An 18,233-nucleotide genomic window follows, 5' to 3' on the forward strand; every position below is an offset into this window, starting at 1 on the left:
CTGGGTGTAGAAATTTTTCCCCATGGAATCGCACAACAACCATTCGCCGATCGGGCATCTGGATTTTGGATCAGTTGTTCACGCACGCGAACCGGCGGACAGCCCATCGGTCATCGTGGTTTGTGAACATGCATCGTGCCGGATTCCCAAAGAATTGAGGGACTTGGGTCTAAACGCGGATGCTTTGCGCAGCCATATCGCATGGGATCCGGGTGCTTTGCCTGTCGCGCAGGCTATGGCACGACAAATGTCTGCTTCATTGATCTACGGAGGCGTTTCGCGGCTTGTTTATGATTGTAATCGACCACCTGAAGCCGACGATGCGATGCCTGCTAACAGCGAGTATTTCGCCATTCCGGGCAACGCCTCCCTGTCCGACGCTGATCGCAAGGCCAGAGTCGATAAGGTCTATACGCCATTTTGTTTGGAACTTGCAGGAATGTTGGATCGTCATCGCGAAACGCTTGAGTTGATGGTGACAATTCATAGCTTTACGCCCGTGTATCGGGGACAGAAACGGACTGTCGAATTGGGCTTATTGCATGGCGAAGACGAGCGCTTTGCGATGAAAATGCTGGAAAAAGCCCCTGCAGACCTACCGCTGAAGACGCGCCTGAATGAGCCATACTCAGCCCGCGACGGCGTGGCACATACGCTGGATGTTCACGCTAAACCAAGAGGTTTGCTGAACGTCATGATCGAAATTCGCAATGATCTGATCGAGACGCCCGAGCAACAACAATCGATTGCTGATGATCTGGTGCACTGGATCGAAAACACGATGAGCGCGATCCAAAGCGAGGGCGCGCGGCAATGAAAATGATGGCCGCATATGTGCGCATCATTGATGCGGTGAACTATCGGATCGGACGGGTCATGATGTGGGGCCTGTTTGTGATGATGGGGATTTTGCTGTGGTCCTCGATCTCGAAAACGTTCTTTCTGCCATCGCTCTGGACGCTGGAAATGGCGCAGTTTGCAATGGTGACTTACTACATCATAGGAGGTCCGTACTCGATCCAATTGGGTTCGAACGTACGGATGGATCTGTTTTATCACAATTGGAGTCCGCGCCGGAAAGCTTGGTTCGACGCCTGCACGGTGTTGTTACTGATCCTATATCTTGGCGTGCTGTTCTACGGTGGACTTGGTTCGACCGCCTACAGCCTCGGCTATTGGGGCGATGAACCGGTTTCCTATTTCACAGGTCTTCTGACCGGCAGTGAAGAGATCGGGAGACTTGAACGCTCATCGACTGCATGGAGGCCTTATATCTGGCCGGTCAAGGCAATTATGGTGTTCGGCTTCTTTCTTATGCTGCTGCAAGCAATTTCTGAACTCTTCAAAGACATCGCACGGATCAACGGGCAGGAAATCGGGGTCAGCCGGGCATGAGTCAGGAATATATCGCCATTTTCATGTTTGCCTCAATGATGCTGATGCTGTTTACAGGCCAGCGCGTTTTCGGGGCCATCGGCGCGGTTTCGGCGATTGCGGCGCTGGCACTGTGGGGAACAGGCGGGCAGGATATTCCCTTTTCGGCCGCGATGAAACTGATGAAGTGGTATCCGCTGCTCACGCTGCCGATGTTTATCTTCATGGGTTATGTTCTGAGCGAAAGCCGCCTGGCTGACGACCTCTATCGCATGTTTCACGTTTGGATGGGGCCGGTGAACGGAGGCCTTGCGATCGGTACAATCGGGCTGATGGTTCTGGTTTCTGCTATGAACGGCCTCAGTGTCGCCGGAATGGCCATTGGGGCGACAATTGCTTTGCCCGAGCTTTTGCGGCGCGGATACAACAAGACCATGGTGACCGGGGTCATTCAAGCCGGATCGAGCCTGGGGATTCTCGTGCCGCCTTCCGTGGTTCTAGTGCTCTATGCCATGATCGCGCGGCAACCTGTGGGTCAGCTGTGGTTGGCCGGTATTGTGCCCGGGCTGCTGATGGCGTCAATGTTCATCCTCTACATATGGATACGCTGTCGCATTCAACCTCAGCTCGGCCCAGCGATGGAGGACGCGCACGAAGTGCCTCGGGCCGAAAAAATCCGGTTGTTGGGGGCAGGCGCTCTGCCGCTGATTATCTTCGCGTCCATGATGATCCCCTTCGTCAATGGCTGGACCTCGCTTGTTGAAAGTTCAGCGATCGGGGCGCTGGCGGCTTTAGCGGCCTCGGTTCTCAAACGCCGGATGACGTGGAAAATCTTTGAGGACTGCACCAAGCAAACGCTGGCCATATCCTGCATGTTCATGTGGATCATTCTGGCCGCGCTGGGATTTGGAGCCGTATTTGATGGATTGGGTGCGGTTAAGGCCATCGACAATCTGTTCACCGAACAACTCAATCTTTCACCATGGATGATCCTGATCCTGATGCAGCTCAGCTTTATCGTCATGGGCACGTTCCTCGATGATACCGCGATGCTCGTCATCGTTGCTCCACTATATGTACCGCTGGTGGGGGCATTGGGTTTTGATCTGATCTGGTATGGCGTGCTTTATACGATCACGACCCAGATCGCCTATATGACGCCGCCGTTCGGTTACAATCTGTTCCTGATGCGAGCGATGGCCCCGCCCGAGATTACGCTGCGCGATATCTATCGCTCGATCTTTCCTTTTGTGGGCGTAATGGTTCTGGCGCTCGCGATAATCATGATCTTCCCGGAAATAGCGCTTTGGCTGCCCGGATATGTTTACGGAAATTAACCAGAAGGCTCGGCAAACGGGCACTTGAACTTTAACGGAGAGGAAATTGACATGACGACAAGACGTAAGTTTCTCAAAACTGCTGGGGTGGGGGTTGCGGCTGCACCTTTGGCCGCACCGGCGCTTGCGCAAAGTACGATTACATGGCGAATGCAGACCTATGCAGGGCCAGCGCTTGCGGCCCATGTGATCGATCCAGCCATCGAGATGTTCAACAAGATCGCCGGTGACCGGATGCAGATCGAGCTGTTCTATGCCGATCAGCTGGTCCCCACCGGAGAGCTGTTCCGCGCCATGCAGAAGGGCACCATCGATGCGGTGCAGTCGGATGATGACTCGATGGCTTCACCCACCGAGGTCACTGTTTTCGGCGGCTATTTCCCATTTGCCTCGCGCTATTCGCTGGACGTGCCGGTTCTGTTCAACCAGTGGGGCCTGAACGAGATCTGGGATGAAGAGTATTCTAAGGTCGGCGTCAAACACATCAGCGCCGGCGCCTGGGATCCCTGCCATTTTGCCACCAAGGATCCGATCAATTCTCTGGAGGATATGAAGGGCAAGCGCATCTTCACTTTCCCGACGGCGGGCCGGTTCCTGTCGCAGTTCGGCGTGGTTCCTGTGACCCTGCCGTGGGAAGACATCGAAGTCGCGGTGCAAACCGGAGAGCTGGACGGCATCGCGTGGTCAGGCATTACCGAAGACTACACCGTCGGTTGGGCCGATGTGACCAACTACTTCCTGACCAACAACGTATCGGGCGCCTGGGCGGGTCACTTCTTTGCCAATATGGACCGTTGGAACGAACTGCCCGAAGACTTGCAGACGTTGTTCCGCGCTTGCTGTGATCAGTCGCACTATTATCGCCAGTGGTGGTATTGGGGTGGTGAAGCCAACCTTCGCGTCAATGGCACCAAGATGCAACTGACCACAATTCCAGATGCCGAATGGGCGCAGGTCGAAGAAGCGGCTGTCAAATTCTGGGATGAGATTGCAGCTGAATCCGAGACCAAGGCCAAGGTTGTTGAAATCTTCAAGAAATATAACGCCGAAATGCAAAAGGCCGGTCGGCCCTATCGCTACGGCTGACCCAACTCGACCGGTCCGCGAGCGAGCGGGCCGGTCGCAACTGCGCAAAAAATTTTCGTTGATAATTATCAATCAAACTGGACGAGTTTATTTGATCCTGCGACATCGGGCGCGGCGCTCTGTCAGGCACACAATCTACCAACATGGGCCTGCGAGACGCATTCATCCGAACGTTTCCAATACCCCAGCCAGACTTCGTCGAATGTGCCTTCATCGACCCAAATGCCATCCAACGGACCGGGGACAATACCCCAGTCCTTTGAGCGCAGTGCAGTAACGGGCTTGCAGACCTCGTCCTTCACCTCACATATTGGTCACAGGTGAGGGAGTTTTTCATGACAAAAGAGATTGTTCTGATCCACGGAGCTTTTGCCGGGCCGTGGTGCATGCAGGATTACGCGGAGTTCTTTCGCGCACGTGGCTGGTCGGTACACACGCCTGCGTTGCGGTATCATGGCGGCGACCCTAACGCCGAACCCGATCCGGGCCTGACCGAAACCAGCGTCTTGGATTACGCCAATGACATTGCCGACTTCGTACAAGGGTTGGATAGCAAACCGGTGCTGCTAGGCCATGCCATCGCGGGCGTAGTGGCACAACAGGTGGCCTCTCGCGGTTTGGCCAGCGCCATTGTCCTGATCAACCCAAATGCGGCCTGGGGCACCTTGCCTGAAACTGACGACGAACGCGCCGTGCCGCGCGCGCTGATGGAGGGTGGGGCGTTCTGGAAACAGCCCATGCGCGTTGATTTCGATCTGATGGCCCCCTTTGCGCTGAACAAGATGCCCGAGGCGCAGCAGCATGAGGTTTTCGACCAACTCGGTCCGGAAAGCGGGCGCGTGATGTTCGAGATGTTCTTTTGGATGTTCGACGATCACCACGCGATGAAGGTGGATATCGACAAGGTCGACTGCCCGGTGCTGATCGTCTCAGGCACCGAGGACCGGGCCGTGAACCCCAATACCTGCCGCGCGCTGGCGAAGCTCTACGGAAACCGCGCGACCTTTCTGCCCGTCGAGAACCACGCGCATTTTCTGTTCATGGAACCGGACTGGGAAGGCCCAGCCGGACAGATCGCCGACTGGCTGGACCAGAATGTTGGGTAGGATGGGGTTTTACCCCATCGCCCTCATTCCGCTCTGATGGGTTGGAAACCCATCCTACGTCAGTTGTTGGTTTGAAACGTGCTCTGCGGTTTCCAGACCAGAGAGCCATCGTCATTGCGATGACACCGCAGCAACCGTTCCTCGCGCGTGCTGATGGTTGAGGTGACGGTATTGTCACCGGTCAGCAAGACGAACGCATCCGGCGAATAGGCCATGCCGTCATAGTAGCAGAACCGCGTCTCGGCGCCGTCTGGAATGGGCGATGCGGTGCTGAGCATCTGCTGTGCGGGGGCGGCCGAGGCCAGCAGGGTCAGGGCCAGCCCGAGGGTTAGTGTTTTCATGTCGTCCTCCCGTTCGAAATCTGTTGTTGGTCTAATTGGGTCTTGGACGCTCGGAACCTCAAATGTCGTTCTTTGATGACGGATTGAGGGTAAGTGTGAACGGGATCAACGGGTTAGGCAAGGGGTTTGCGGGTGCCGGGCTTAAGCCCGGCCTACGGGGTGTTTGTATGTCGTGCGTTATCCACCTGATGCATGATGAGAGGTTACATGCGAGTATACGTTCTGCCCGACCGGGCGGGCGCGATGATGGTGATTGAGTAGGTTGGGTGTTTACACCCATCTTCGAATGGCAGAATTTTCTGGCGATGAGTGCAAGCACTCATCCTACACTTACTTGCTTATAACCTTTCGCAACGTTCTTGAATTTTCGGCCAGAGGCGATGGCCCTCAATTTGAGGGGAAACCATAAAGCTGAAAGATGCTGCCAATTTTTCGTCATTAATTTCTGGCTTTTCAAAAGTATCCACTTTTAATCTGGCGTAGTTGAAACCAGCTGCACAAAACAGCACAAATTCTTGCGTTTGAACCGCAATTTCAGACTTTGATACCAACAGACTGCCTTGAAAAAAGTCGTCGGTATCACTGTCAGAAGACAGGAGAAGATCACTTTCTAGTACTTCCTTATGCCTCGCTGTTAGGTATTGAGCTTTTGCCATTAAACTGGCCAGCACTTTGGAGCTTTCAGGGTCCGCGTTCTCCACGCATTTCCCGACCGCTTCACAACAATCGACAATTTTGTCCCAATTCAGATTGTAGTCAGCTTTTGGATAAATTGCCTGTCTCGAAGCCTTCAGAAAAATATCGTGAAGATCATGCAAAGCGAAACCTAGCATAGCTCGATCTGCAGATAGCTTTCGCTCGCGTCTATCTCGCTCATGTTCTTCTTCGAGGGTATTCTGTTTTTGAGCGGCCTTAGCCATTTCGGACTGCTGTTTAACAGAAGCTTTTAGTTCCCGCGTTTGAAGTCTTAGTGCTGCAACGCTGTTCTGAAGTTCTTTGCCCTGCTGAAAGAAACCAAGAACCAGCCAGAAAAGGGCCAGTGGACCTACGACACCAGCAAGAAAGTCACCCAACTCGTTTAAATCTAGTCTGTTTCCGAACGAAGTGGCTTTGAAATATAGTCCAAGAAAAAAACCTAGATACGCGCAACTAACTAATATGTGCCAGTTGCGCGAAAAGTATGTCTTGATACTCACGCGATGGTGACCTCTTCAAACATCCAACTCCTCCACAAACCGCGCGTTCTCCTGAATGTACTGGAACCGCAGTTCGGGTTTTTTGCCCATCAGGCGCTCGACGAGGTCGCCGGTTTCGCCGGGTTCGTCCTCGTCTATGGTGACGCGGATAAGTTTGCGCGAGGCAGGGTCCATCGTGGTCTCTTTCAGGTCCTTGGCGTCCATCTCGCCCAGACCCTTGAAGCGGGAAACGTCGATTTTGCCTTTGCCGCCCAGACCTTTTTCCAGCCATTCATCGCGCTCGGCTTCGTCCAGACAATAGATGCGTTTGGCGCCTTGGGTCAGGCGATAAAGGGGCGGGCAGGCGAGGTAGAGGTGGCCCGCGTCAATCATAGGCCGCATCTGCGTGAAGAAGAACGTCATCAGCAGCGAGGCGATATGTGCCCCGTCCACATCCGCGTCGGTCATGATGATGATCTTGTCATAGCGCAGGTCGTCGACGTTGAACTTGGTGCCAAGGCCCACACCCAACGCTTGGGTCAGGTCGTTGATCTCGGCATTGGTGCCCAGTTTCGAACTGGCCGCGCCCAGCACGTTCAGGATTTTGCCGCGCAGGGGCAGCAGGGCTTGAGTTTTGCGGTCACGGCCCATTTTGGCGGACCCACCGGCAGAGTCGCCCTCGACGATGAATAATTCCGTGCCGTCCCGTGTTGAACTAGAACAGTCCACCAGCTTGCCGGGGAGACGAAGTTTCTTAGTGGCGGACTTGCGTTGTGTTTCCTTCTCGGCCCGTCGGCGCAGGCGTTCTTCGGCCCTCAGAATGAGGAAGTCGAGGATCGCCCCGGCGGATTTCGTATCAGCCGCCAGCCAGTTGTCGAAATGGTCGCGGACCGAGTTTTCGACCAGCCGTTGCGCCTCGACCGTGGCCAGACGGTCTTTGGTTTGGCCGACGAATTCCGGTTCCGAGATAAAGCAGGACACCAGCGCACAGCCACCGGTGATCAGGTCATCGCGGGTGATCTGACCGGCCTTTTTATTGTTGATCAGCTCGCCATAGGCCTTGATCCCCTTGAGGACCGCAGCCCAGAACCCGGCCACGTGGGTGCCGCCTTCGGGGGTGGGCACTGTGTTACAATAAGACTGGATGAAGCCATCGCGCGACGGTGTCCAGTTGATCGCCCATTCGACTTTGCCGGGGGTGCCGAATTTTTCCTGAAAGTCCACGGTGCCAGCAAAGGGCTGCTCGGCATAGGTGGACGAGCCGTTCATAGTTTCTTTCAGATAGTCAGAGAGCCCGCCAGGGAAGTGGAATGTGGCCTCGGTTGGCGTTTCACCGTCATCGATGGCGGATTTCCAGCGGATTTCGACGCCAGAGAACAGGTAGGCCTTGGAGCGGATGGATTTGAACAGCCGCGCGGGTTTGAACTTGTGATGGCCGAAGATGTCGGCGTCGGCGTGGAAGGTCACAGTGGTGCCACGCCGGTTGGGTGCTGCGCCGACCTTTTCGACGGGACCCAGTGGGATACCGCGTGAGAAGCGTTGTTCGAACAGCTGCTTGTCGCGCGCTACCTGCACGACCATCGAATCCGATAGGGCATTGACCACAGACGCACCCACGCCGTGCAAACCGCCCGAGGTCTGATAAGCCTTGCCCGAGAATTTTCCGCCCGCGTGCAGGGTGCACAGGATGACTTCAAGCGCCGATTTGTCGGGGAACTTGGGGTGCGGATCGATCGGAATGCCACGCCCGTTGTCGCGCACGGTCAGGGCGTAATCGGAATGCAGTTCGACCTCGATCCGGTTGGCGTGGCCCGCTACGGCTTCGTCCATCGAGTTGTCCAGGATTTCAGCCACCATATGGTGCAAGGCACGCTCATCGGTACCACCGATATACATGCCGGGCCGTTTTCGAACCGGTTCCAACCCCTCGAGCACCTCAATGGACGAGGCGTCATAAGTTGTGGTCGCTTCTGGCGTCAACAGATCGTCGGGCATGGGTGCTGCTCTTGTTTTTGAGTTTCCCCCATTATGGCAGGTGATGTGGTCCGGGGGAAGAGGGGCGCGAGGTGTTGTGGGTGTTTTGGACTGCGATTGGTCTGAGCAGTTTTTGCGGCATTGAATCAACCGCTTGTTGCGTTACGCGAGAACGGGACTTTGTAAGCACGCTTAGCCTCCGATTTAAACGCTCTTGAACGTTTGCTTTTAGGCGATTTTCGGACGGGCTTTCAGAACACTTAAGAAACCAGATTCGAAGGACTGAGGAGTTCACTCTTTCTCTTCAATCAATAGCTCTTCAATCAGAACACACAAAAGTTGCGTTCTCGATTTAACATTGGCCTTTCTGTAGATGGAGTTGTTCTGCGACTTAATTGTGCCCTCACTGGTCTCACGCAATTTAGCTATCTCTGCGACAGACAAACCCTTTACAGTGAGTAGCGCAACATCTCGCTCCGCAGCGCTCAGATTCCAGCGGTCGAATTGCAGCTCTAGCATCCGGAAAAACTCACCTTGAGCCATCTGAAGATTATGCTTGATCTCCTGATGTCGCCGCAAAAAAAGTTTGTGGCTCTGCCAGATCAACACCCCCCCGATAACAAAGCCGAACAGGGTGATGAGCGCGGTGATTTCGTGCACCACCCAGCTCACAGAGAAAAGATAATATCCGGTGATTTCGCCAACCAATTCAGCCGCAAACGCAAATGCGGAGATCGCATATATAGCGATCCCCGCCTTGAACATGGCGTCCTTGTTAAACCTATTGTTCAAACTTGGGACCCACTTGCGGGCAAGCGGAAATACACCTTAGTCATCATCTCCCTCACCATCGTCACCTTCGCCATCGCTTTCGCCACCGTCGTCGCCTTCGCCATCACTTTCGCCACCGTCGTCGCCTTCGCCATCACTTTCGCCACCGTCGTCGCCTTCGCCGTCGCTTTCGCTGCCGTCGTCGCCTTCGCCATCGCTTTCGCCACCGTCGTCGCCTTCGCCGTCGCTTTCGCCGCCGTCGTCACGCTCGCCATCATCGCTTTCGCCATCATCGCCTTCGTCGTCACGTTCGCTATCATCACCTTCGTCGTCATCTTCTTCGTCATCAAATCCTTCATCATCATCTTCATCGTCAAAATCTCTGTCGTCGTCTTCTTCGTCATCGTACTCATCGTCACGCTCAGATCGATCGCGGACGATGGTTCCATCTTTTCCCAATACCACTTCTCTCTCGATCCCAGGCCCAGTTGCCTCAAAGCGGAGATTTCCAAAAAGCGTGTTCGTTATTTCAATTCTCTGGAAACCTTGTTCCGTAAGCTCGTTGATGACGTCTTGTTTGGTGGTTTGCGAGAGTGCTGTTGTAGCCATCAAAACAAAGGTTGTCGTAAGACCCATAGTTTTCTTGTTCATGTTCCTATCCTCAACGATTTTGCTGATTAAATTAGACCACTCGCCGCTGAAGCTGGGAATATAACTTTGGATGGTTTCGCCATACTTGAACCAAAGATCTATTTCCTCAACGATAGGGATAACGCACGTAAAGTATTAAGGTGTGGGTTTGGAGAGCCCTAGGAGGTCTGGCAGGGAAGACCCTTGCAGGTGCGCTCGGGGTGATCTGAATATTTTGACCAACAGTTTAGTTGAAGGTAACGCCAAGGACATGCCCGAAGCCAAGAAATTCGAGAAGCTTTTCTCCACTCCAATGATGCGATTTCAAGTGCCCAACAGCGCAGCATTAAATGCGGCGCTGTTGTTTGAGGCCGAAAAGATGCGTGAGGAAGATGAAGGCGTCTCAAAGTCCAATCGAGGGGGGTGGCACTCACGAGGGAATCTCTTTGAACGTGATGCACCGGCCATTCGGACTTTGCGCGACGCAGCAAAAGATGCGGTGTTCCAGATGACACGAAAGGTCTCAGGCAAGGTTGAGCCGGACGAACTTCGTTTGAAACTGTTCGGTTGGATGAACGCCAATCCCTCCGGCGGTTACAATGCACCACATACGCACCCCGGAGCGCATTGGTCAGGTGTATACTATGTCTCCCAACCCGAGGTCGAAGAAGGTTCGTCTGGAATGATTGAATTTCTCGACCCTCGGAATGAATTGCCTCACTGGCGGATACTTGAGGCGAGTGCATTTCGGAACAAAAAGAAGCTGCGCCCATCTCCGGGTGAAATGATCCTGTTTCCATCCTATCTGACCCATTGGGTCCACCCAAATCAAAGCGAGGACAGCCGTGTAACCGTTGCGTTCAACGCAACTTTTCGTCGCCCTAAGTCAGGCACGCTGAAAACGTCAGGAAGCAAGTAGTATTTCATTCTGCGCAAACGATATCTAACGGATACATGTCGAATTCGTCTCGCCACCTGCTCAAAGCACTCCTAGTCTGTGGACATTAATCAGTTACGACAACAGGAACCCAAATGAGCTGGATCAAGACCATACCCTATGCCGAGGCGACGGGCAGGCTACGCAAACTCTATGACCGGGTCGCCGGCCCGGACAACAATGTGGACAACATCATGATGGCGCACAGCCTGCGCCCGCACTCGATGGAAGGCCATATGGCGATGTACAAGGCTGTACTGCATCATTCAGGCAACGCTATCCCGAAGTGGTTTCTTGAGGTGCTGGGCGTGTGGGTCAGCTCTCTGAACCGATGCGGGTATTGTGTCGAGCATCATTTCGCGGGTCTGCAGCGGTTGTTGCAGGATGAAGCACGAGGGAACGCGATCCGGGCGGCGATTGAGGCAGGCGAGCCGGGGCAGGCGCCTTTGGACGCGGCGCAGGTTGCTGCGATGCATTATGCACGTCTACTGACCGAAGCTCCGGCGGATTTGACTGAAGCCGATGTTGAGCGTTTGCGCTCCGCTGGTTGGGATGATGGAGAGATTCTTGAGATCAATCAGGTATGCTCGTACTTTTCCTATGCGAACCGAACCGTACTTGGGTTAGGGTGCTCGACGGATGGGGACGTTCTGGGACTGTCGCCGAACAACTCGGAAAATCCGGATGATTGGGGCCATCGGTGAGGGCAGGAGCGAGGGGCCAGCCCCTCGCGCTCCCCGAGATGTTTTTGGCCAGATGAAGGGCAGATCGGCGCGCCTGCCCGGAGGCTCAGTTAAAACACAAGTCTGTTTGACACCAATCAAAGCGCTGATTGTGCCGAACTGCTAGATTTCTCTTCGACAGGAAACCGAGGAGAGAATGTATGGATGCAACGCCCCAGATCAGTCAGAAATCACCTCATATTAATTCGGCAACTGCCCCGAGTGCGGAGGCCTCTGCGCCGACGCTCGAAAAAATTCGGCAAGCTTTTGAAAGCGGTAACTATCCCTATGGCCGAAAGATGGCGCGCAAGGATTATGAAGCGCAGAAGGCTGAGTTACAGGCCGAGTTGCTAAAGGTTCAGTTGTGGGCACAGGAAACCGGACAGCGATTTGTGTTGTTGTTCGAGGGCCGGGATGCCGCTGGCAAGGGCGGGACAATCAAGCGGTTTATGGAGCACCTGAACCCACGCCAGGCCCGTGTTGTTGCGTTGAACAAGCCGACGGATGAAGAGAAAGGGCAGTGGTATTACCAGCGGTACGTGCAACAGCTGCCGACCTTGGGTGAGATGGTGTTTTATGACCGGTCCTGGTACAATCGCGCGGGTGTCGAACGGGTTATGGGGTTCTGTTCTCCCAACGAGTACTTGGAATTCATGCGCCAGACTCCTGAGTTGGAGCGGATGTTGGTACGCTCGGGCATTCAGCTTTACAAGTACTGGTTCTCGGTCACGCAGGAAGAACAGCAACGGCGCTTTCGGAGCCGTGAAACCGACCCATTGAAACAATGGAAATTGTCGCCGATCGACAAAGCCAGCCTGAGCAAATGGGATGATTATACCGAGGCGAAAGAGGCGATGTTCTTCTACACCGACACGGCCGACGCGCCCTGGACCATTGTAAAATCCAATGACAAAAAACGCGCGCGTCTGAATTGCATGCGTCATTTTTTGTCGACGTTGGATTATCCTGACAAGGATCACGAGATCGTTGTTGAACCTGACCCTCTGATCGTTGGGCAGGCGCATCATGTGATCCATCGCTCGGACCATATTCTTGGAACGGCACTGCATCCGGATGCGAAAATTGGCTAACGGGCCGGGTCATCACCAGACAGGGTGATGGTCCACTTGGTACAAATCAAGTAAGTCTCACATTGAAATAAACCTGTTCTGCTCTTGTCTTGCGCTGCGGGCAAGCCTAAGGCTGGCGGGATGAACAAGGTGATGACATATCCCGGCCATTTGCGGGCAATTACAGTGCTGGGCCTGCCATTGATTGGCGGGCATTTGGCACAATATGCGATCGGTCTGACCGATACCATCATGCTGGGATGGTACGGGGTCGAGGCACTGGCCGCAGTGACGCTGGCCAGCAGCTATTTCTTTGTTCTTTTTCTGTTTGGCGCAGGGTTTGGCTTGGCCGTTATGCCGATGGTGGCGACTGCTGCGGCTGAAGAGAATGAGACCAGCATACGCCGGTCGACTCGCATGGGTCTGTGGCTGTCTTTGATCTATGCGACGGTGATGATGCCCCTTCTGTGGTGGTCACAACCTATACTGATTGCTTTGAAGCAAGAACCACAAGTTGCTGAAACTGCAGCGATTTACCTTCGTGTGGCAGGGTGGGGACTGTTCCCGGCATTGTTGGTTATGACCCTCAAGTCCTATTTGGCCGCACTTGAACGAACGCAGATTGTGCTCTGGATTACGGTTGTTGCTGCTGTTGTGAATGGATTGACGAACTATGCGTTGATTTTCGGCAATTGGGGTGCGCCTGAGTTGGGAGTGATGGGCGCGGCCATCGCTTCGGTCGTGACGCAGATCGTGTCACTGGTGGCGGTGGTGATCTATGCGGTGAAGGCGTTGCCGGAACACAGTCTGTTCCAACGTTTTTGGCGTCCGGATTGGGAAATGTTCATGAGCGTTCTACGCCTGGGCGTTCCGATCGGCCTGACGACACTGGCAGAGGTGTCTTTGTTCGCTATTTCAGCGGTGATGATGGGCTGGCTGGGTCCGGTGCCACTGGCGGCGCATGGTATTGCTCTGAATCTCGCGTCTGCGACATTCATGGTGCATCTGGGACTGTCAAATGTAGCAACAATCCGCGCGGGAAATGCATTGGGTCGTCGAGATCGTGCACATCTTGAAAAAGGCGCCATTACAGTGACCGGAATGTCGCTGGTGGTTTCAGTCTTGACCATTATTCTGTTCTTGACCTGTGCAGAGCCTCTCATTTCCTTGTTTATGGAATTTGATGATCCGAAACGGCCAGAAATTCTGTTGATTGGCACCGGGCTGCTGGCAATGGCTGCTTTGTTCCAACTGGTCGATGGCGCACAGGTGATCGCACTGGGTCTTTTGCGCGGATTGCAGGATGCCAAAGTGCCGATGGTGATGGCCGCGCTCAGCTATTGGGCGATCGGGATACCTGCATCGTATTACTTCGGCTTCGTTCAGGGCATGGAAGGGATCGGAGTGTGGCTTGGCCTGGTGCTGGGCCTTGCCTGTGCCGCTGTCCTTTTGATGTCGCGATTCTGGCTGCGGTCTGTGCGCGAGGTTGGCGAAGTTCCGGCCTAAGGGATCAACCTTTGCTGATCCGATCTGATTTTTTGCGCACAAGCACCGAGCGCAGATCATGCATAGCCATCAATAGCCGATCCGTGACGTCCTCCAACTGCTCATCCGTGGCCTTGGACTGCGCCCATTGCGTCGTCAGATTCAGATGGTCGACGGCGCGATGAATATCATCCAAGTCGCGGTGGGATAGCAGGGCTTTCCGCTCTTCCATCCAGCGCGTGATTTCGGCTTTGTCCGCGTCGGACAGACTACGTCGACCCTGTGGTTTGACCTCACCATTGCGGATGTTGACCACTGCGATCTGATCCATCTCGATCCGGCGTTGGCGGTTTTCCGTATCGATCTTGAACACTGCCGCGCCATTCTCGCGTACGCGGAAGTAATATTCGGGCAGGGTTGTGGACATGGAAACCTCAGGTCAGGGACGCGCAGAAGCGTTGGATACGGTTACAAGCCTCGGTCAGCGCTTCATCAGATGTCGCGTAGCTGACTCGGAAATTGGGAGATAGACCAAAGGCCGCGCCAAACACCACCGCAACGTCGGCTTCTTCCAGCAGGGCAGTTGCAAATGCTTCGTCCGAGTCAATCACCGTCCCTGCCGGTGTGATCTTTCCGATCAGGCCAGCGATGGACGGATAGACATAGAATGCGCCTTCGGGTGTTGGGCAAGAGATGCCATCGATCTGGCTAAGCATGTCGACGACCAGATCGCGGCGGCGTTTGAAGATCTCGTTATTCGGCGCAAGGAACGCTTGGGTGCCGTTCAGTGCCTCAACCGCTGCCCATTGGCTGATTGAACAGGGGTTCGAGGTTGATTGCGACTGCACCTTGCGCATCGCGGCGATCAGCTCGACCGGGCCTGCCGCATAGCCAATACGCCAACCGGTCATGGCATAGGCTTTGGAGACGCCATTGCACGTCAGCGTTCGGTCATAAAGCGCCGGTTCCACCTGTGACGGCGTGCAGAATTCAAACCCGTCATAGGCCAGATGTTCATACATATCATCGGTCAACACCCAGACGTGCGGGTGCCGCATCAGGACATCTGTCAGTTCTTTCAGCTCAGCCCGGCTATAGCCCGCTCCGGTGGGGTTCGAGGGGGAGTTGAAGATGAACCATTTGGTCTTGGGCGTAATCGCTGCTTCTAACTGATCGGCCGTCAGTTTAAAGTTGGTCTGAAGCGAGGTTTCTGTAATCACCGGTGTCCCGCCTGCCAGCAAGACCATATCCGGATAGCTGACCCAATAGGGTGCGGGGATGACGACCTCATCCCCCTCATTCAGCGTGGCCATCAGGGCGTTGTAAAGCGTCTGCTTGCCCCCGGTCCCGACCGAGATCTGAGCGGGTGCATAATCCAACCCGTGGTCACGCTTCATCTTGGCGCAGACCGCCTGTTTCAGCTCGGGGATACCATCTGGCGCTGTGTATTTCGTTTTGCCCGCGGCGATGGCGGCAACAGCGGCGTCCTTGATGTTCTGCGGTGTGTCAAAATCCGGCTCACCAGCGCTCAGCCCAATGACATCGCGTCCGGCAGCTTTCAACTCGGCCGCTTTGGCTGTCATGGCGATGGTGGGCGAGGGTTTTACGCGTGACAATGTCGCAGACAGGAAACTCATAGGTGGCCTCAGTTTGTATGTTCAGCCTGACTGTCATAGGGTGCGCCGAAATATCGATCAAGCCAATTGAACCTCACCTATTGGAGCCCCCAATGAACGACGAAACGGACTGGTTCGGACCGGACACTGCAACCTTTGGAGATCGCGTCGCGGGCGCGCGCGAGGTTGCGGGTATGACACAGACACAATTGGCCCGTCGTCTAGGGGTTAAAAAGGCGACGATAATTTCGTGGGAAGATGATCTGTCCGAACCCCGTGCCAACAAGCTGTCGATGATGGCCGGGCTGTTGAATGTCTCGATCATGTGGCTTTTGACCGGCGAAGGCGACGGCATGGATGAGACCAGCCTGAACGGCGATGTCGACTCGGAGCTGCGTGATCTGGTGGCAGAACTGCGTACAATCAGGGGTGAGATGCGTGCCAGTTCAGAGCGTTTGGCCAGGGTGGAAAAGTCGCTGCGCCTGAAGCTGGAACGCAGTCAATGACCGAATCCCGCGAAACCCGGATCAAGCGCATGAAAATGCGCTCGATGCGACGTGGTATCAAAGAGATGGATTTGATCCTGACAGCCTATGCTGATCGCAACCTGTCATTGATGGATGACGATGGGCTGAATACCTATGACGCGCTGCTGCACGAAAATGATCAGGATTTGTACCAGTGGGTCACCGGTCAAGCCAGCCCTCCGATAGAGCTGTCAGATTTGATCACGGACATTGCGCAAACCTTTCAGAAATAAGCGATAATTCAACTTAACCGATTTTTCGGAAATTCGCGTCATGTTTTCAGAAACAGCGCGATGAATCGGAGGATCGGATGAGTATGGAGTTACAGGTCGCCGCGCCAGGGACCAAAGGGTTCATGACGGGCTATCTTGAGGCACTGGCGCTGGTTGAGCGTCTGCACCGTTTGCTTCTAGATGTCATCAAGGATGAATTTGAACGTGTCGGTGTGTTGGAAATCAACGCCGTGCAGGCCTTGTTGTTGTTTAACATTGGCGATCATGAAGTGACTGCCGGCGAATTGAAGAGCCGAGGCTACTATCAAGGCAGCAATGTCAGCTACAACCTCAAGAAGCTGGTCGAGATGGGGTATATGCACCATCAGAGATGCGAAATTGACCGGCGTTCTGTCAGGGTGCGATTGACCCAACGCGGGCGAGAGATTCGCGATATAGTATCCGATCTATTTGCCCGTCATGCAGAAGGGCTGCAAAATCGTGGCGTGATTGGTGCGGATGGAATTGAAGAGATATCGGGTTCGTTGCGACGGGTCGAGCGGTACTGGACAGATCAAATTCGCTATATTTACTAGCGGTCTAAGCGGTCGGAGGCCGAATTTCATAGGACCGTCCTATGAAGCGACACCTCATGCCCGCAGATGTGAAACATTCATCAGCGGTGCAACTCGGTAAGCTCAAAACCCTTTAATTCTCGTTCCAGCTTGCGTCGCATTGCGTTTTCAAAGTCTTCAAATCCATTTGCGATTTCAAGGAAAGCTCCGGGGCCGTGCAGGACGTTGGACTGAAAAAACGGGATCAGGTCGATTTCGCCCTCAAAGTCGCCAGCGTTGATGACCAGACCATTCACTGTCGTGTTCTGGAACGGAAAATGCTTATAGGCAATTTGAGGCCCGTAACCATCGTTGTTCTTCCCGTCACCTGAAATGTCGATGGTTTGGAACAGGCAGCGGGGCGCGCGTTGCATGAGCGTTGCACCGTATGCCAAAGCATGTCCCATTGCTGTTGGATAATCATTGGCGGACCTCTCGGAATCGCCGATGCTGTGTGCGGCAGCAAGCAGGTCTGCAGGCGCCTCGATCAAGAGCCAATCCAAAAGAAGTTTCTGGTTGAAACTGCCGGACCATTCGTAGACCGCCAGTGCAACCGGCTGCGGAGACCTAAAAAATGCCTCTTGCACTTCTGGTGCGATCAGGGCGGCGGCCAACCCTTTGCGCTGTAATGCATCTTCGACAGCATCGACCGAAGTTGAGATGTCCATAGCAAGGGCAAGTGCAAGGCGACATTGCTCGGCCCAAACGGGGCCGCCTGAAACGAGCAACCCCAGAGATGTTATCCGGCGGATCACCAGTAACCGGTGCTTTCCATGCTTGCCCAAGGTTCCGCCGGTTCCAGTGCCTCTCCGTTTTGCAGTAATTCAACAGAGATGTTGTCGGGCGAGCGCACAAACGCCATTCGCCCGTCGCGGGGTGGGCGGTTGATTACGATCCCGTTGTCCTGAAGGTGCTGGCAGGTCTCATAAATATTGTCGACACCATAGGCGAGGTGACCAAAATGGCGGCTGTCGCTGGGCAGTTTATCGTCGCCATCCCAGTTATAGGTCAGTTCGATCGGGGCGTCTTCCTGACCAGGAGGGGCGAGGAAAACCAGTGTGAATCGACCTGCTTCACTGTCGTAGCGGCGGGTCTCTTTCAGGCCAAGAAGCTCATAAAATGCCATGGATTTCTCAAGATCCTTCACGCGGACCATAGTGTGGAGGTATGTCAGCCCCATCGCGACTTTCCTTACATTGATTGTGGTGCCCAGCACCTTAGCGCGCCGCGATGCGGTGTCGAGAGGGAAGGAATGA

22 protein-coding genes are annotated in these 18,233 nt (G+C 54.5%); 12 read left to right on the forward strand and 10 right to left on the reverse strand.

Features of this window, described 5'->3' with window-relative positions:
* Window positions 1-22 precede the first annotated feature (22 nt).
* The 4 genes from ACR0DU_RS00695 to ACR0DU_RS00710 are packed head-to-tail and all read left to right on the forward strand — an operon-like array spanning window position 23 to window position 3,797.
* Window positions 23-817: an N-formylglutamate amidohydrolase gene (locus tag ACR0DU_RS00695; protein ID WP_480871922.1), complete on the forward strand. Its 795-nt coding sequence runs from the start codon at window positions 23-25 to the stop codon at window positions 815-817.
* The gene (locus ACR0DU_RS00700) at window positions 814-1,395 is read left to right on the forward strand and encodes a TRAP transporter small permease subunit (protein WP_170779191.1); all 582 of its coding nucleotides are present in this window, start codon (window positions 814-816) and stop codon (window positions 1,393-1,395) included. Before ACR0DU_RS00695 ends, ACR0DU_RS00700 begins: the two co-directional genes overlap by 4 nt.
* Complete coding sequence (locus tag ACR0DU_RS00705) at window positions 1,392-2,711, forward strand: TRAP transporter large permease (RefSeq protein ID WP_480871924.1); 1,320 nt, start codon at window positions 1,392-1,394, stop codon at window positions 2,709-2,711. Before ACR0DU_RS00700 ends, ACR0DU_RS00705 begins: the two co-directional genes overlap by 4 nt.
* A gap of 51 nt (window positions 2,712-2,762) precedes the next feature.
* Complete coding sequence (locus ACR0DU_RS00710) at window positions 2,763-3,797, forward strand: TRAP transporter substrate-binding protein (RefSeq protein ID WP_010439065.1); 1,035 nt, start codon at window positions 2,763-2,765, stop codon at window positions 3,795-3,797.
* Window positions 3,798-3,919: 122 nt separating this feature from the next.
* On the opposite strand, the gene ACR0DU_RS00715 is transcribed toward ACR0DU_RS00710, so the two are convergent.
* Window positions 3,920-4,099: a hypothetical protein gene (locus ACR0DU_RS00715; RefSeq protein WP_480871926.1), complete on the reverse strand. Its 180-nt coding sequence runs from the start codon at window positions 4,097-4,099 to the stop codon at window positions 3,920-3,922.
* Window positions 4,100-4,132: 33 nt separating this feature from the next.
* Between ACR0DU_RS00715 and ACR0DU_RS00720 the strand changes: the two genes are divergently transcribed.
* Window positions 4,133-4,903 (forward strand): alpha/beta hydrolase, encoded by a 771-nt coding sequence (locus ACR0DU_RS00720; protein ID WP_480871928.1) that lies wholly within the window; start codon window positions 4,133-4,135, stop codon window positions 4,901-4,903.
* 59 nt (window positions 4,904-4,962) lie between these two features.
* Here the strand turns inward: ACR0DU_RS00720 and ACR0DU_RS00725 are convergent, their stop codons facing one another.
* From ACR0DU_RS00725 to ACR0DU_RS00745, 5 genes are all read right to left on the reverse strand, one after another.
* Entirely contained in the window at window positions 4,963-5,244 is a 282-nt protein-coding gene (locus ACR0DU_RS00725; protein WP_010439073.1) for a hypothetical protein, read from the reverse strand.
* A gap of 338 nt (window positions 5,245-5,582) precedes the next feature.
* Complete coding sequence (locus ACR0DU_RS00730) at window positions 5,583-6,317, reverse strand: hypothetical protein (protein ID WP_480871929.1); 735 nt, start codon at window positions 6,315-6,317, stop codon at window positions 5,583-5,585.
* Between the two features lie 138 nt (window positions 6,318-6,455).
* Complete coding sequence (gene parE, locus ACR0DU_RS00735) at window positions 6,456-8,414, reverse strand: DNA topoisomerase IV subunit B (RefSeq protein ID WP_480871931.1); 1,959 nt, start codon at window positions 8,412-8,414, stop codon at window positions 6,456-6,458.
* Window positions 8,415-8,684: 270 nt separating this feature from the next.
* Window positions 8,685-9,185, reverse strand: coding sequence for a helix-turn-helix transcriptional regulator (locus ACR0DU_RS00740; protein WP_480871932.1), 501 nt, complete (start codon window positions 9,183-9,185; stop codon window positions 8,685-8,687).
* A 36-nt stretch (window positions 9,186-9,221) separates the two neighbouring features.
* Window positions 9,222-9,815, reverse strand: coding sequence for a hypothetical protein (locus ACR0DU_RS00745; RefSeq protein ID WP_480871934.1), 594 nt, complete (start codon window positions 9,813-9,815; stop codon window positions 9,222-9,224).
* Between the two features lie 250 nt (window positions 9,816-10,065).
* Between ACR0DU_RS00745 and ACR0DU_RS00750 the strand changes: the two genes are divergently transcribed.
* From ACR0DU_RS00750 to ACR0DU_RS00765, 4 genes are all read left to right on the forward strand, one after another.
* Window positions 10,066-10,713, forward strand: a complete 648-nt coding sequence (locus ACR0DU_RS00750; protein WP_480871936.1) for a TIGR02466 family protein — start codon at window positions 10,066-10,068, stop codon at window positions 10,711-10,713.
* Window positions 10,714-10,826: 113 nt separating this feature from the next.
* Complete coding sequence (locus tag ACR0DU_RS00755; protein WP_480871938.1) at window positions 10,827-11,435, forward strand: carboxymuconolactone decarboxylase family protein; 609 nt, start codon at window positions 10,827-10,829, stop codon at window positions 11,433-11,435.
* Window positions 11,436-11,614: 179 nt separating this feature from the next.
* Window positions 11,615-12,544 (forward strand): polyphosphate kinase 2, encoded by a 930-nt coding sequence (ppk2, locus tag ACR0DU_RS00760; protein ID WP_480871940.1) that lies wholly within the window; start codon window positions 11,615-11,617, stop codon window positions 12,542-12,544.
* 120 nt (window positions 12,545-12,664) lie between these two features.
* Entirely contained in the window at window positions 12,665-14,029 is a 1,365-nt protein-coding gene (locus tag ACR0DU_RS00765; protein WP_480871941.1) for an MATE family efflux transporter, read from the forward strand.
* 4 nt (window positions 14,030-14,033) lie between these two features.
* Here the strand turns inward: ACR0DU_RS00765 and ACR0DU_RS00770 are convergent, their stop codons facing one another.
* The gene (locus tag ACR0DU_RS00770) at window positions 14,034-14,435 is read right to left on the reverse strand and encodes a hypothetical protein (protein ID WP_480871943.1); all 402 of its coding nucleotides are present in this window, start codon (window positions 14,433-14,435) and stop codon (window positions 14,034-14,036) included.
* Between the two features lie 7 nt (window positions 14,436-14,442).
* Window positions 14,443-15,645, reverse strand: coding sequence for a pyridoxal phosphate-dependent aminotransferase (locus ACR0DU_RS00775; RefSeq protein WP_480871944.1), 1,203 nt, complete (start codon window positions 15,643-15,645; stop codon window positions 14,443-14,445).
* 92 nt (window positions 15,646-15,737) lie between these two features.
* On the opposite strand from ACR0DU_RS00775, the gene ACR0DU_RS00780 reads away from it, so the two are divergent.
* The 3 genes from ACR0DU_RS00780 to ACR0DU_RS00790 all read left to right on the forward strand — a co-directional run bounded on the left by ACR0DU_RS00780 (window position 15,738) and on the right by ACR0DU_RS00790 (window position 16,959).
* Window positions 15,738-16,130: a helix-turn-helix domain-containing protein gene (locus ACR0DU_RS00780; protein ID WP_010439102.1), complete on the forward strand. Its 393-nt coding sequence runs from the start codon at window positions 15,738-15,740 to the stop codon at window positions 16,128-16,130.
* Entirely contained in the window at window positions 16,127-16,384 is a 258-nt protein-coding gene (locus ACR0DU_RS00785) for a succinate dehydrogenase assembly factor 2 (protein WP_319546862.1), read from the forward strand. The genes ACR0DU_RS00780 and ACR0DU_RS00785 overlap by 4 nt, the downstream gene beginning before the upstream one ends.
* 77 nt (window positions 16,385-16,461) lie before the next feature.
* Window positions 16,462-16,959 carry a MarR family winged helix-turn-helix transcriptional regulator gene (locus ACR0DU_RS00790; protein WP_170538906.1) on the forward strand — a complete coding sequence of 166 codons (498 nt, stop codon included), beginning with the start codon at window positions 16,462-16,464 and terminating at the stop codon, window positions 16,957-16,959.
* 80 nt (window positions 16,960-17,039) lie between these two features.
* On the opposite strand, the gene ACR0DU_RS00795 is transcribed toward ACR0DU_RS00790, so the two are convergent.
* Window positions 17,040-17,735 (reverse strand): DUF1194 domain-containing protein, encoded by a 696-nt coding sequence (locus ACR0DU_RS00795; RefSeq protein WP_480872727.1) that lies wholly within the window; start codon window positions 17,733-17,735, stop codon window positions 17,040-17,042.
* The gene (locus ACR0DU_RS00800) at window positions 17,729-18,157 is read right to left on the reverse strand and encodes a VOC family protein (protein ID WP_170779167.1); all 429 of its coding nucleotides are present in this window, start codon (window positions 18,155-18,157) and stop codon (window positions 17,729-17,731) included. The genes ACR0DU_RS00795 and ACR0DU_RS00800 overlap by 7 nt, the downstream gene beginning before the upstream one ends.
* Window positions 18,158-18,233: the final 76 nt, after the last annotated feature.

This window comes from Ruegeria sp. G2 (genome assembly GCF_056533505.1).

What these genes read in the sequence shown, in the direction of transcription:
- ACR0DU_RS00725 (WP_010439073.1), bottom strand. Translation starts at nt 5,244, where the DNA reads ATGAAAACACTAACCCTCGGGCTGGCCCTGACCCTGCTGGCCTCGGCC.
- ACR0DU_RS00790 (WP_170538906.1), top strand. Translation starts at nt 16,462, where the DNA reads ATGAGTATGGAGTTACAGGTCGCCGCGCCAGGGACCAAAGGGTTCATG.
- ACR0DU_RS00720 (WP_480871928.1), top strand. Translation starts at nt 4,133, where the DNA reads ATGACAAAAGAGATTGTTCTGATCCACGGAGCTTTTGCCGGGCCGTGG.
- ACR0DU_RS00705 (WP_480871924.1), top strand. Translation starts at nt 1,392, where the DNA reads ATGAGTCAGGAATATATCGCCATTTTCATGTTTGCCTCAATGATGCTG.
- ACR0DU_RS00775 (WP_480871944.1), bottom strand. Translation starts at nt 15,645, where the DNA reads ATGAGTTTCCTGTCTGCGACATTGTCACGCGTAAAACCCTCGCCCACC.
- ACR0DU_RS00785 (WP_319546862.1), top strand. Translation starts at nt 16,127, where the DNA reads ATGACCGAATCCCGCGAAACCCGGATCAAGCGCATGAAAATGCGCTCG.
- ACR0DU_RS00770 (WP_480871943.1), bottom strand. Translation starts at nt 14,435, where the DNA reads ATGTCCACAACCCTGCCCGAATATTACTTCCGCGTACGCGAGAATGGC.
- ACR0DU_RS00780 (WP_010439102.1), top strand. Translation starts at nt 15,738, where the DNA reads ATGAACGACGAAACGGACTGGTTCGGACCGGACACTGCAACCTTTGGA.
- ppk2 (WP_480871940.1), top strand. Translation starts at nt 11,615, where the DNA reads ATGGATGCAACGCCCCAGATCAGTCAGAAATCACCTCATATTAATTCG.
- ACR0DU_RS00745 (WP_480871934.1), bottom strand. Translation starts at nt 9,815, where the DNA reads ATGAACAAGAAAACTATGGGTCTTACGACAACCTTTGTTTTGATGGCT.
- ACR0DU_RS00800 (WP_170779167.1), bottom strand. Translation starts at nt 18,157, where the DNA reads ATGGGGCTGACATACCTCCACACTATGGTCCGCGTGAAGGATCTTGAG.
- parE (WP_480871931.1), bottom strand. Translation starts at nt 8,414, where the DNA reads ATGCCCGACGATCTGTTGACGCCAGAAGCGACCACAACTTATGACGCC.
- ACR0DU_RS00695 (WP_480871922.1), top strand. Translation starts at nt 23, where the DNA reads ATGGAATCGCACAACAACCATTCGCCGATCGGGCATCTGGATTTTGGA.
- ACR0DU_RS00750 (WP_480871936.1), top strand. Translation starts at nt 10,066, where the DNA reads ATGCCCGAAGCCAAGAAATTCGAGAAGCTTTTCTCCACTCCAATGATG.
- ACR0DU_RS00765 (WP_480871941.1), top strand. Translation starts at nt 12,665, where the DNA reads ATGAACAAGGTGATGACATATCCCGGCCATTTGCGGGCAATTACAGTG.
- ACR0DU_RS00700 (WP_170779191.1), top strand. Translation starts at nt 814, where the DNA reads ATGAAAATGATGGCCGCATATGTGCGCATCATTGATGCGGTGAACTAT.
- ACR0DU_RS00755 (WP_480871938.1), top strand. Translation starts at nt 10,827, where the DNA reads ATGAGCTGGATCAAGACCATACCCTATGCCGAGGCGACGGGCAGGCTA.
- ACR0DU_RS00710 (WP_010439065.1), top strand. Translation starts at nt 2,763, where the DNA reads ATGACGACAAGACGTAAGTTTCTCAAAACTGCTGGGGTGGGGGTTGCG.